Genomic DNA, 12,347 nt, shown 5'->3' with positions numbered 1-12,347 from the left:
GCGGCAGCTCCGGGTGCCAGCGTTCGGGGTGTTCCGAACGTTCGCAGTCGCTCAGGGAGATGCCATGGCCGACGCCACCGTCGACACCGTTGCCTCGGTTCCCATCGCCGTCATCGGCGCCGGTCCGGCCGGCCTGATGCTGGCTCACCTGCTCGGGCGCGCAGGGGTCGGGACGATCGTCATCGACACCCGCTCCCGGCGCGAGATCGAAACGACGCAGCGGGCCGGGATCCTCGAGGCCGACGCGGCCCGGGACCTGGTCGAGACCGGCGTGTCCGACCGGGTTCTGCGTGAGGGCCACGAGCACGAGGGCATCGAGATCCGGTTCGGCGGTCGCCCCCACCGCATCGACTTCAAGGAGCTGGTGGGACAGTCGGTGTGGCTCTACCCGCAGACCGACGTGTTCACCGACCTGGCCGACGCCCGGGACCGCGACGGCGGCACGGTCCACTTCGGCGTCAAGGACACCGAGGTCCTCGACATCACGACCGGCGCTCCCCGGGTCCGCTACACGGCGCCCGGCGGGTCCCGCCACGAGATCCGGGCACGGTACGTGGTCGGTGCGGACGGGTCGCGCGGCATGTGCCGCCATCTGGTGCCCGAGGACCGGAGGTTGTGCTACGGCAAGGAGTACCCCTTCGCGTGGTTCGGCATCATGGCCGAGGCGCCGACGAGCGCGCCCGAGCTGGTCTACGCCCACTCCGAGCACGGGTTCGCGCTGATCAGCCAACGCACCGAGACCGTTCAGCGGATGTACTTCCAGTGCGCCCCCGAGGAGTCCGTCGACGCCTGGCCCGACGACCGCGTCTGGGAGACGCTCCAGGCCCGGGTGGCCGGCCAGGACGGCTTCCGTCTCCGTGAAGGGCCGGTCCTCGAGAAGACGGTGCTGCGGTTCCGCTCGTTCGTGCAGGAGCCGATGCGATGGGGCTCGATGGTGCTCGCGGGCGACGCCGCGCACACGGTGCCGCCGACCGGCGCCCGCGGGCTCAACCTCGCGCTGCACGATGTGAAGGTGCTTGCCGACATCCTGTTGCGGGCAATCGGCAGCGCGGGCGAGGCCGCGCTGGACGACTACCAGCCGCGGGCCCTGCAGCGGGTCTGGCGGGCGCAGAACTTCTCCTACTGGATGACCCAGCTGCTGCACACCGCACCCGGCGGCGCGGCGTTCGACCTGCGGCGCCAGTTCGGCGAGCTCGACAACGTGGTGGGCACCCGCGCCGGGCGCACCTACCTGGCCGAGCAGTACACCGGCTGGCCCGCCGGCTCCCTGGGCTGACCCCGAACACCAGGAGGAGAGAACACATGATCATCGATTGTCACGGTCACTTCACCACCGCGCCGCCGCAGCTGGCGTGGTGGCGTGACCGGCAGGTGGCCGCGATCGGCGCCGCCGAGCACGCACCCGATCCCGACGACCTGGTCATCACCGACGACGACCTGCGTCAGGCGATCGACAGCAACCAGCTGCGGCTCATGGACGAACGCGGCAGTGACCTGACGGTCTTCTCCCCGCGCGCCAGCTTCATGGCCCACCACATCGGCGACTTCGAGGTCTCCTCGGTGTGGGCGCGTATATGCAACGACCTGATCCACCGTGTCAGCTCGCTCTACCCCGACCGCTTCGCGATGGGCGCGATGCTGCCGCAGTCGCCGGGTGTCGCCCCCGCGGCCTGCCTGCCCGAACTTCGCCGCGCGGTCGAGGAACTCGGCGCGGTGGCGGTCAACCTCAACCCCGATCCGTCGGGCGGCAGGTGGACCGCGCCGCCGCTGACCGACCGCAGCTGGTACCCGCTCTACGAGGCGATGGCCGAGTACGACATACCCGCCATGATCCACGTCAGCACGTCGTGCAACCCGGCCTTCCACACCACCGGCGCCCACTACCTCAACGCCGACACCACGGCGTTCATGCAGCTGGTCCAGGGCGACCTGTTCGCCGACTTCCCGACGCTGCGGTTCGTGATCCCGCACGGCGGCGGCGCGGTGCCCTACCACTGGGGCCGGTTCCGCGGCCTGGCGATGGCGCTGGGCAGACCGGAGCCCGAGACTCTGCTGGACAACGTCTTCTTCGACACCTGTGTCTACCACCAGGCCGGCATCGACCTGCTCACCCAGGTGATGCCCAGCCGGTCCGTCCTGTTCGCCAGCGAGATGATCGGCGCGGTCCGCGACATCGACCCGCGCACCGGTCACCACTTCGACGACACGAAGCGGTACGTCGAGGCCACCGCGCACCTCTCCGCGGAGGAACGCGCCGCCGTCTACAGCGACAACGCCCTGCGTGTGTACCCCCGGCTCGCCGCCCGCCTCGCCGCGGCCGGCCACTGAATACCAGGAGAGGAACGCATGGAACACACCGAGATCGGTGTCGTCCACACATCGATCACCCGCGCCGATCCCAAGGCCGTCGCCGCACTGTCGGCATTCGGCGTCGCAACCATTCACGAGGCCATGGGCCGGGTGGGACTGATGCGCCCCTACCTGCGCCCGGTCTACCCCGCCGCCCGAATGTGCGGTGCCGCGGTGACCGTGCTGCTTCAGCCCGGCGACAACTGGATGCTCCACGTTGCCGCCGAGCAGATCCGAGAAGGCGACGTCGTGGTCGCGGCCTGCACGACCGAGAGCGAGGACGGCTTCTTCGGCGACCTGCTCGCCACCTCGTTCCGCGCCCGGGGATGCGAGGGCCTGGTCATCGACGGCGGCGTGCGCGACGTGGCCGCCCTGGAGGAGATGGACTTCCCGGTCTTCTCCCGGGCGGTCAACGCCAAGGGTGCGGTCAAGGCCACGCTCGGCTCGGTCAACGTGCCGGTGGTCTGCGCCAACGCCCTGGTCAGGCCCGGCGACGTCGTCGTGGCGGACCGTGACGGTGTCGTGGTGGTGCCGCGCGAGCGGGCCGCCGAGGTCGCCGAGGCGTCGGCCGGACGCGAGGCCACCGAGGAGACCAAGCGCGCGCGGTTCCGCGCGGGCGAGCTCGGCCTGGACATGTACGGCATGCGCGGCCCGCTGGCCGGGCTCGGGCTGCGCTACGAGGACTGAGGATGACGACCTTCGAGAGGACTCCCGGCTGGCTGGACTGGTACACCGCTCCGAGCCGGCCGCGGTTCCAGGTGCCCGAGGGCGCCGTCGACGCACACTGCCACGTCTTCGGCCCGGGCGCGGAGTTCCCCTTCGCCCCCGAGCGGAAGTACACCCCCTGCGACGCGTCCAAGGACCAACTCGTCGAGCTGCGCGACCATCTGGGCTTCGCCCGTAACGTAGTGGTCCAGGCGACCTGTCACGGTGCCGACAACAGCGCCATGATCGACGCCCTGCAGGCGTCGGGGGGCCTGGCCCGGGGTGTCGCGACGGTGCGGCCGGACATCTCGGACGCGCGGTTGCGGGAGCTGCACCGGGCCGGCGTCCGCGGCGTACGGTTCAACTTCGTCAAGCGGCTCGTCGACGCGGCGCCACGGCAGGACCTGTGGGACGTCGCCCGGCGGATCGCGCCCTACGGCTGGCACGTCGTCGTCTACTTCGAGGCGGTCGACCTCGCCGACCTGCGCGACTTCTTCCTCTCGATCCCGGTACCGCTGGTCATCGACCACATGGGCCGGCCCGATGTCACCAAGGACCCGCACGGCCCGGAGTTCGAGGCATACCTGAACTTCATGCGGGCACGGCCGGACATCTGGTGCAAGGTGACCTGCCCGGAGCGGCTGTCGGTGAGCGGCCCGCCGGCCCTCGATGGGGAGCGGCAGGCTTACCTCGACGTCGTCCCGTTCGCCCGGCGCGTGGTCGAGGAGTTCCCCGACCGGGTGCTGTGGGGCACCGACTGGCCGCACCCGAACCTCACCGACCACATGCCCGACGACGGCCTGCTCGTCGACTTCATCCCGCACATCGCGCCGACGCCGCAGCTGCAGCGGGGGCTTCTCGTCGACAACCCGATGCGTCTGTACTGGCCGGAAGCCGAGTGAATCACCACACGATCGGAGGCTCACCATGTCACTGGACAAGACCTACAGACTGGTTCCTGGGACGACCATCTTCGACACCGAGCAGTCCGCCAAGGGGTACCACCTCAACCAGTTCTGCATGTCGCTGATGACGGCGGAGAACCGCGAGCTCTACCTCGCCGACGAGCACGGCTACATGGACGCGTGGCCACTGCGGGAGGAGCAGAAGCAGGCGCTGCTCGACCGTGACCTCAACGCCGCGATGCGCGAAGGCGGGAACATCTACTTCCTGGCCAAGTGGGGTGCGACGCTGGGGCTGTCGTTCCAGCAGATGGCGGGCTCGATGACCGGCATGACCGAGCGGGAGTACCGGGACATGATGGTCGGCGGCGGCCGCTCCGTCGAGGGGAACCGGATCGACCACGCCGTCCTCGAAGCGGCGTACGCCGACCCGGCACCGCCGGCCGAGCACGCCACGATCACCGGCGCGGTCTTCACCTCGCACGTGCCGGCGATCGGCGCGGCGATGGACCACCACAAGACCGACGAGCCTTACTGGAGGCCGGTCTTCGACGGTTACGAGTTCTCCAGGCAGTGGGAGAAGGAGAACCTCCCCGACGTGATCTTCCTGGTCTACAACGACCACGCCACCACGTTCGACCTGTCACTGATCCCGACCTTCGTGCTCGGCACCGGTGCGGCATACGCCACTGCCGACGAGGGCTACGGGCCCCGCCCGGTGCCGGGCATCGAGGGCGACCCCGACCTGGCCGCGCACATCGCGCACTCGCTGATCAGGGATGACTTCGATCTCACTCTGGTCAACGAGATGACCGTCGACCACGGCCTCACCGTCCCGTTGTCGCTGATGTTCGGGGACGTCGAGAAGTGGCCGTGCAAGGTGATCCCGTTCCACGTCAATGTGGTGCAGTACCCCGTGCCCTCGGGTGCCAGGTGCTTCAGGCTCGGCCAGGCGCTGCGCAAGGCGATCGAGTCCTACGACAGGCCGCTGAAGGTCCAGGTGTGGGGCACCGGCGGCATGAGCCACCAGTTGCAGGGCCCGCGCGCCGGCCTCATCAACCGGGAGTGGGACAACGCCTTCCTCGACGAACTGATCGAGGACCCGGTCGGGCTGTCGCAGGTGCCGCACCTGGAGTACGTCGAGGAGGCGGGTTCGGAGGGCATCGAGCTGGTCATGTGGCTGATAGCCCGCGGGGCGATGAGTGACCTCGACGGGTCCGGGGAGATCGAGGTCAAGCACCGCTTCTACCACGTGCCGGCGTCCAACACCGCCGTCGGCCACCTGATCCTGGAGAACCACCCGCGGGCCCAGGAGCCCGCCGTGAAGGAGTGACATGACTGACGACCGGACCGTTCGGATCGCCCTGGCCGGAGGCGGCGCCTTCGGCGCCAAGCACGCGGCCGCGCTCAGGCGGATCAAGGGCGTCGAGGTGGCTGCTGTCGTGAGCGGCACCCTCGAAAGCGCCCGGAAGTTCGCGGCGGAGCAGGCTGTCGGCCGTGGTGTCGCGACCCTGGAGGAGGTGCTGGCGATGGACGACATCGACGCCGTCGTCCTCGCCACGCCCACACCGATGCACGCCGCGCAGACGCTGGCCTGCCTCGAAGCGGGCAAACACGTCCAGGTCGAGATCCCGCTGGCCGCCTCCCTGGCGGATGCCGAGGCGTGCCTGGAGGCACAGCGGCGCACCGGGCTGGTTGCGATGGTGGGGCACACGCGTCGCTTCAACCCGAGCCACCAGTGGGTACGGCAGCGGGTCCAGGCCAGGGACTACCACATCCAGCAGATGGACGTGCAGACCTACTTCTTCCGTCGCACTAACCTCAACGCCCTCGGCCGGCCGCGCTCCTGGACCGACCATCTGCTGTGGCACCACGCCGCGCACACCGTTGACCTGTTCGCCTACCAGACCGGCTCGCCTGTCGTGCAGGCCCATGCGGTCCAGGGTCCGATCCACCCCGAGCTCGGCATCGCGATGGACATGTCGATCCAGCTGCGCGCGGAGAACGGCGCCATCTGCACCCTGTCGCTGTCGTTCAACAACGACGGGCCGCTCGGCACGTCCTTCCGTTACATCGGCGACACCGGCACCTACATCGCGCGGTACGACGACCTGGTAACCGGCAAGGGCGAGCCCATCGACGTGAGCGGGGTCGACATCTCGATGGACGGTATCGAACTGCAGGACCGCGAGTTCGTCGCCGCCATCCGCGAGGGCCGCGAGCCGAACGCCTCCATCGCGCAGGTGATGCCCTGCTACCGGACGCTGGCGGCCCTCGAGGAGCAGCTCGACGCCGTCTCGGTCTCATGAGCACGGTACCGGCGGCGGGCCCGGGCCGGATGCCGCGCCGGATCGGGCGGTTCGAGATCGGAGCAGCAGCTCCCCGGGGCGTTCGTACGTACTGGCACCGGTCTGCTTTCCCAGTGGCTCCATCCAGCGGAGGCAGACGCGCAACGCGTCGGCCGGTTGCCGGTTCCGGATCCGGTCGGCGAGGGCAAGCCACTGCCGCTGATCGGCGTAGCCGTCGGTGGCGGACTGCCAGGCAGACTGGAGGTCGTTGTCGTCGATGAGCGCGTCAACCAGTGGGGAGCAGTCGTAGCAGCGGCCCTTCTTGGGCTGTGAGAAGGCCTTCAATCCCTCCAGTGCGTTCGCACGTTCGGTGCCTTCCCGGGTTCCGGCTGTACGGGCCACCGTCCGCAGATGCCTCCTGGGCGATCACCGGATGGGGGTGGCCGTTCGGTGCGAGGTCCGCCGCGTGGACCTCGACCAGCGCGTCCACGCTGCTGCCGTCCGACTTGGTGGATCAGCGCGCGGCCCTGGACGCGATGCGTCGCACGGCGGAGGGACGTCCGCGCACCGGATGCATTCGGGCGTTCCGACAACGGGCGAGTGGCGTAGCCGTCGTCGTGCGCCCGCCAGGGATGACGGGACAGCCCTCAGCGCAGCGCGATGGCCGCGGCCGCCGCTCCGACCAGACCCGCGTCCGTGCCCATCACGGCGGGCGCCACCGTCAGTCGTCGGAGGTAGGAGAGCGTGGCGTAGTCGCGCAGACTGCGGCGCAGCGGGACGAAGAGCACGTCACCGGCCCCGGCCACGCCCCCGCCGACCACCGCGATGTCGAGGTCCGCCAGGGTGGCGGTGGCGGCGATGCCGGCCGCCAGAGCCTGGGCCGCGCGCTCGTAGGAGGCGATGGCGACCGGGTCCCCGGCGCGCGCGGCGACGGCCACAGCGGCGGCCGTCGCGTCGCCGTCGGGGCCGGGCCGCCAGCCGTTCTCCAGGGCGCGGCGGGCGATGTTGGGGCCGCTGGCGATGCCTTCGACACAGCCGCGCGCACCGCAGGGGCACGGCTCGCCGTCCAGGTCGACGCTGATGTGGCCGATGTGCCCGGCGTTGCCCGATGGGCCGGGCCGCAGGGTCCCGCCGAGGACGAGGCCGCCGCCGACGCCCGTCGACACGACGAGGCACAGCGCGTTGTCGTAGCCGCGGGCCGCACCGAGCCAGTGCTCGGCGGCCGTCATCGCGACCCCGTCGCCGACCAGGGCGACCGACCGGCCGTCCGCCGCCTTGTGCACCCGCTCCACCAGCGGGAAGTCCCGCCAGGCGGGCACGTTGACCGGGCTGACCGTGCCGGCGGCGGCGTCCACCGGACCGGCGCTGCCGATGCCCACGGAACCCGCGCGATCCCAGTACGGCGAGGCCGTCAGCTCTCCCAGCACCTCGTCCACGGCCCCCATCACCGCCTCGGCGCCCTCCTGGGCGGGCGTCGGCCGCTGCGCCCGTACGAGAAGGGATCCGTCGCCGTCCACCAGCGCCCCGGCGATCTTGGTGCCGCCGATGTCGAGCGCGGCGACGAGGTCGGTATGCATCGGTGTGGGCTCTCCGGATCAGTGAAGGGGCGGGACCTGCGGGTTCGGTCCACAGTCTGCACCGTCTCCCCGCTGCTGACAACGTTGTCCAGGGCCTATGCTCGACGCCACGGCCTCCGATCACCCCGCGGCGCCCCCACTCGGCCCCGCGCGGCCCGGCCGGAGCACCGCAGCCCCGCCCGTAGCCCCCGCCCGTATCCGACGACAGGACAGCGCACGTGGACCGGACCGCCCGTCATTCCGAGAGCCGCTACGGCAACCGGCCGACCATGAAGGACGTGGCGGCCCGCGCCGGAGTCGGCCTGAAGACGGTCTCCCGGGTGGTGAACAGCGAGCCCGGCGTCACACCCGACACCGAGCGCCGCGTACAGGAGGCGATCGACGCGCTCGGCTTCCGCCGCAACGACAGCGCGCGCGTGCTGCGCAAGGGCCGTACGGCATCCATCGGACTGGTCCTGGAGGATCTGGCGGACCCGTTCTACGGTCCGCTGAGCCGTGCGGTGGAGGAGGTCGCCCGCGCGCACGGCGCGCTGCTGATCAACGGTTCCAGCGCCGAGGATCCGGAGCGGGAGCAGGAGTTGGTGCTGGCGCTGTGCGCCCGCCGCGTGGACGGTCTGATCGTGATCCCGGCGGGCGACGACCACCGCTATCTGGAGCCGGAGATCAAGGCGGGCATCGCCACGGTCTTCGTGGACCGCCCGGCGGGCCATGTCGACGTCGACATGGTGCTCTCCGACAGCTTCGGCGGGGCCAGGGAGGGCGTGGCCCACCTCATCGCGCACGGTCACCGCCGGATCGGGTTCATCGGTGACCAGCCGCGGATCCACACGGCCACCGAGCGGCTGCGCGGCTATCACCTCGCCATGCGGGACGCGGGCATCACGGTCGAGGACGGCTGGGTCTCCCTCGGCTCCACCGAGCCGGATCGGGTGCGGGCCGCCGCCGAGGAGATGCTCGCCGGGCCCGAACCGGTCACCGCCCTGTTCGCGGGCAACAACCGGGTGACGGTGACGGCGGTCCGGGTGATCGCGGAGCGGGAGCGGCCGGTGGCGCTGGTGGGGTTCGACGACATCGAGCTGGCCGACCTGCTCGGCATCACCGTGATCTCGCAGGACGCGGCGGCGGTCGGCAGGACCGCGGCCGAGCACCTCTTCCGCCGCCTCGACGGTGCGGACCACGCCACGGCACGGGTGGAGCTGCCGACGACGCTGATCCCGCGCGGCTCGGGCGAACTGCCCCCGGCCTGAGCCTCCTCGGGCCCGGGAACCCGCCCGTCGAGCACCTTCGGGCCCGGTGCCGGCCGGGTGGAACTCCCGGGTCAGCAGGGCCGGCGGTCGCGTGCGGGTGTCCTCCCGCACCGGGTGGCCCGCGTCCTCGATCCCGTGCGGTCGGGAGTGCGGGAGCGGCGCGTACACCAGGGCGAGGTCCGCGTACCGCGCACTGAGGTCCACGTACCGCGCACCGGCAAGGAGCAGTACCCGCAGAGCCACGCGGGCACTGCTTGTGTCGCGGGCGATCACGCGCGGGCGCTCCGGCCCCCACCCCCAGTGCCCGGCCCCGGCGTCCTGCCGTCCCGGAAACCGGGTGAACACCTTCGCCCGCGCCGGCGGACGCCGCCCGGCGCGGGCTCGCACAGCCCGGCGAGCCCGGCCGTTCCGCCGGGGCTCGACGCCCGCCGACTCCCCCCGTACGGAGCCGTTTACGGCGCCGTGACCGTCAGGTCTCCCCGGCGGGGCGAGGCGAAGGCGTCCAGGTCCGCACGGGTCAGGCCGGTCAGCCGGGCGACCTCGGCGGTGTCCAGCGCGCCGCAGTCGATGCCGCGCAGCAGGTAGCCGCTGAGGGCCTTGGCGGTGGCGGGCTCGTCCATGACGTCGCCGCCCGCCTTGGCCACGTAGGCGGCGAGCCGGGCGGCGGCCGGTTCCAGACCTTCGCGGTAGAAGGTGTAGACGGCCGCGTAGCGGGTCGGCAGGTGGCCGGGGTGCATGTCCCAGCCCTGGTAGTAGGCGCGGGCCAGAGCGCGGCGGGTGAGGCCGTAGTGCAGCCGCCAGGCCTCGTGGACCTGGCCGGTCGGGCCGACGGGCAGGACGTTGGTCGAGCCGTCGGAGACGCGTACGCCGGTACCGGCGGCGGCGACCTGCATGACGGCCTTGGCGTGGTCGGCGGCCGGGTGGTCGCTGGCCTGGTAGGCGGCACTGACCCCGACGCAGGCGCTGTAGTCGAAGGTGCCGTAGTGCAGTCCGGTCGCCCGGCCCCGCGCCGCGTCGATCATACGGGCGACGGCGGCGGTCCCGTCGGCGGCGAGGATCGACTGGCTGGTCTCGATCTGGATCTCGAAGCCGATGCGTCCGGCATCGAGGCCGTGGGCCTTCTCGAAGGCTTCGAGGAGCTGGACGAAGGCGGTGACCTGCTCGGGGTAGGTGACCTTCGGCAGGGTCAGCACGAGTGCTTCGGGGAGCCCGCCGGCCGCCATCAGCCCGCTGAGGAAGACGTCCGTGGTGCGGATGCCCCGGTCGCGCACACCGGCCTCCATGCACTTCATCCGGATGCCCGTGTACGGGGCCGCGGTGCCGTTCGCGTACGCCTCGGAGACCAGACGGGCGGCGCGGGCGGCGGCCTCGTCCTCCTCCGCGTCCGGGCGGGGTCCGTAACCGTCCTCGAAGTCGATACGCAGGTTCTCGACGGGCTCGCGCTCCAGCTTGGCGCGTACGCGGTCGTGGACCGGCCCGGCCAGTTCCTCGGGGATACCGAGGACGGCGGCGAAGGAAGCGGCGTCGGGGGCGTGTTCGTCGAGGGCGGCCAGCGCCTGGTCGCCCCAGGAACGCAGCGTGCCGGGTTCGAAGACGTCCCCGGGGACGTAGACGGTGTGCACGGGCTGGCGGGTGCCGGGATCGCCCGGGTAGCGGCGGGCGAGTTCCGCGTCGACCGCCGTGAGGGAGGCACTGATCTCCTCGCTGACCGCACCGGCGAGGCTCGTTGCCACCTTCTCCTGCTGACCCATGACCGTACCCTCCACGCTCTCGCTGTTTCCGCTTCCCGGAATCAACAATCCGTATAGTGAAGTTATAAGGCGGCTCGACCTGCGTCAATGGTCGCCCGGAACGGCCCTGGGCCGCACGGTGTGTTCTCCGTGCGGCCCAGGGCGGGGGTGGTGCGGGGGTTCAGCCCTTGCGGGTGTTGATCTCTTCGGTGAGCTGGGGGACGACGGCGAAGAGGTCGCCGACGACGCCGTAGTCGACGAGTTCGAAGATCGGGGCCTCGGCGTCCTTGTTGATCGCGACGATCGTCTTCGAGGTCTGCATACCCGCCCGGTGCTGGATCGCACCGGAGATACCCGAGGCGATGTACAGCTGCGGGGACACCGACTTACCCGTCTGCCCGACCTGCGAGGTGTGCGGATACCAGCCCGCGTCCACCGCAGCACGCGACGCACCCACCGCGGCACCCAGACTGTCCGCGAGCGCCTCGATGACGGGGAAGTTCTCCGCACCGTTGACCCCACGGCCACCCGAGACCACGATCGCCGCCTCCGTCAGCTCCGGACGCCCGGTCGACTCACGCGGCGTCCGCGACGTCACCTTCGTCCCCGTCGCCGTCGCACCGAACGACACCGGCAGCACCTCCACCGCACCCGCCGCCGCAGCCGGCTCGACAGGCGCGGAGTTCGGCTTCACCGTGATGACCGGCACACCCCTGGAAACCCGGGACTTCGTCGTGTACGAAGCGGCGAACACCGCCTGCGTCGCGACCGGACCCGCCTCACCGGCCTCCAGATCCGTCGCATCCGTGATAATCCCGGAGCCGACCCGCAGCGCGAGACGCGCCGCGATCTCCTTGCCCTCCCCGGAGGACACCACCAGCACCGCCACCGGGGAGACCGCCTCGAAAGCGGCCTGCAGCGCATCGACCTTCGGAACCACCAGGAAGTCCGCGAACTCCGGAGCATCCGCGGTCAGAACCCTCACCGCACCGTGCTCACCCAGCACCGCCGCGGTCGCCTCCGCACCCGCACCCAACGCCACCGCGACCGGATCACCGACCCGACGCGCCAGCGTCAACAGCTCCAGCGTGGGCTTACGGACCGCACCATCCACATGATCGACCAGAACAAGAACTTCAGCCATGACAACGCACTCCAGAAGAGAAGGAAGAGGAAGGAGGAGAGGGGAGGAACAGCACGGGGCCTAGATGAACTTCTGGCCCGCGAGGAACTCGGCGAGCTGCCGACCGCCCTCACCCTCGTCCTTCACGATCGTGCCCGCCGTACGCGCCGGACGCTCCGTCGCCGACTCCACCGCCGTCCACGCACCCGCCAGACCCACCTCGTCCGCGTCCAGACCCAGATCATCCAGATCCAGCGACTGAACCGGCTTCTTCTTCGCCGCCATGATCCCCTTGAACGACGGGTAACGCGCCTCACCCGACTGGTCGGTCACCGACACCACCGCCGGAAGCGAAGCCTCCAACAGCTCGGACGCGGTGTCACCGTCACGCCGACCGGTCACCACACCCCCGTCCACCGCGACCTC

At 71.0% G+C, this 12,347-nt stretch carries 12 protein-coding genes; 7 read left to right on the top strand and 5 right to left on the bottom strand.

The window, feature by feature from the left end:
• Positions 1-64: 64 nt before the first annotated feature.
• Genes ACGF2Y_RS18305 through ACGF2Y_RS18280 form a run of 6 tightly spaced genes read left to right on the top strand, consistent with a single transcriptional unit; the run spans position 65 to position 6,265 of the window.
• A complete protein-coding gene (locus tag ACGF2Y_RS18305; protein WP_392948250.1) occupies positions 65-1,276 on the top strand; it encodes a 4-hydroxybenzoate 3-monooxygenase in 1,212 nt (403 codons plus the stop codon).
• A gap of 26 nt (positions 1,277-1,302) precedes the next feature.
• Positions 1,303-2,328 carry an amidohydrolase family protein gene (locus ACGF2Y_RS18300; RefSeq protein WP_392948247.1) on the top strand — a complete coding sequence of 342 codons (1,026 nt, stop codon included), beginning with the start codon at positions 1,303-1,305 and terminating at the stop codon, positions 2,326-2,328.
• Positions 2,329-2,346: 18 nt separating this feature from the next.
• A complete protein-coding gene (gene ligK, locus ACGF2Y_RS18295; protein WP_392948245.1) occupies positions 2,347-3,036 on the top strand; it encodes a 4-carboxy-4-hydroxy-2-oxoadipate aldolase/oxaloacetate decarboxylase in 690 nt (229 codons plus the stop codon).
• A gap of 2 nt (positions 3,037-3,038) precedes the next feature.
• The gene (locus ACGF2Y_RS18290; protein ID WP_392948243.1) at positions 3,039-3,956 is read left to right on the top strand and encodes an amidohydrolase family protein; all 918 of its coding nucleotides are present in this window, start codon (positions 3,039-3,041) and stop codon (positions 3,954-3,956) included.
• A gap of 25 nt (positions 3,957-3,981) precedes the next feature.
• Positions 3,982-5,289 (top strand): protocatechuate 4,5-dioxygenase subunit alpha, encoded by a 1,308-nt coding sequence (ligA, locus tag ACGF2Y_RS18285; protein ID WP_392948241.1) that lies wholly within the window; start codon positions 3,982-3,984, stop codon positions 5,287-5,289.
• A gap of 1 nt (position 5,290) precedes the next feature.
• Complete coding sequence (locus tag ACGF2Y_RS18280; protein WP_392948238.1) at positions 5,291-6,265, top strand: Gfo/Idh/MocA family oxidoreductase; 975 nt, start codon at positions 5,291-5,293, stop codon at positions 6,263-6,265.
• Here the strand turns inward: ACGF2Y_RS18280 and ACGF2Y_RS18275 are convergent.
• Together ACGF2Y_RS18275 and ACGF2Y_RS18270 are read right to left on the bottom strand one after the other, a co-directional pair.
• Complete coding sequence (locus ACGF2Y_RS18275; RefSeq protein WP_392948235.1) at positions 6,260-6,589, bottom strand: hypothetical protein; 330 nt, start codon at positions 6,587-6,589, stop codon at positions 6,260-6,262. The genes ACGF2Y_RS18280 and ACGF2Y_RS18275 overlap by 6 nt on opposite strands.
• Positions 6,590-6,891: 302 nt before the next feature.
• Positions 6,892-7,821, bottom strand: coding sequence for an ROK family protein (locus ACGF2Y_RS18270; protein ID WP_392948232.1), 930 nt, complete (start codon positions 7,819-7,821; stop codon positions 6,892-6,894).
• Positions 7,822-8,039: 218 nt separating this feature from the next.
• On the opposite strand from ACGF2Y_RS18270, the gene ACGF2Y_RS18265 reads away from it, so the two are divergent.
• On the top strand, positions 8,040-9,068 hold the full coding sequence (locus tag ACGF2Y_RS18265) for a LacI family DNA-binding transcriptional regulator (protein ID WP_392948229.1): 1,029 nt from the start codon (positions 8,040-8,042) through the stop codon (positions 9,066-9,068).
• A 452-nt stretch (positions 9,069-9,520) separates the two neighbouring features.
• Here ACGF2Y_RS18265 and ACGF2Y_RS18260 read toward each other — a convergent pair whose 3' ends face one another.
• From ACGF2Y_RS18260 to ACGF2Y_RS18250, 3 genes are all read right to left on the bottom strand, one after another.
• Positions 9,521-10,819, bottom strand: coding sequence for a DUF6986 family protein (locus ACGF2Y_RS18260; protein WP_392948227.1), 1,299 nt, complete (start codon positions 10,817-10,819; stop codon positions 9,521-9,523).
• 160 nt (positions 10,820-10,979) lie between these two features.
• Entirely contained in the window at positions 10,980-11,942 is a 963-nt protein-coding gene (locus tag ACGF2Y_RS18255; protein ID WP_392948225.1) for an electron transfer flavoprotein subunit alpha/FixB family protein, read from the bottom strand.
• A 60-nt stretch (positions 11,943-12,002) separates the two neighbouring features.
• Positions 12,003-12,347: electron transfer flavoprotein subunit beta/FixA family protein (locus tag ACGF2Y_RS18250; RefSeq protein ID WP_392948222.1), on the bottom strand; the 345-nt coding region annotated here is incomplete at its 5' end.

Source organism: Streptomyces sp. NPDC048142 (genome assembly GCF_043202835.1).
In the GTDB taxonomy this organism is placed as follows: domain Bacteria; phylum Actinomycetota; class Actinomycetes; order Streptomycetales; family Streptomycetaceae; genus Streptomyces.
Note: the sequence above shows the minus strand (reverse complement) of the source record. Positions and strands in the feature narration are given on the sequence as shown.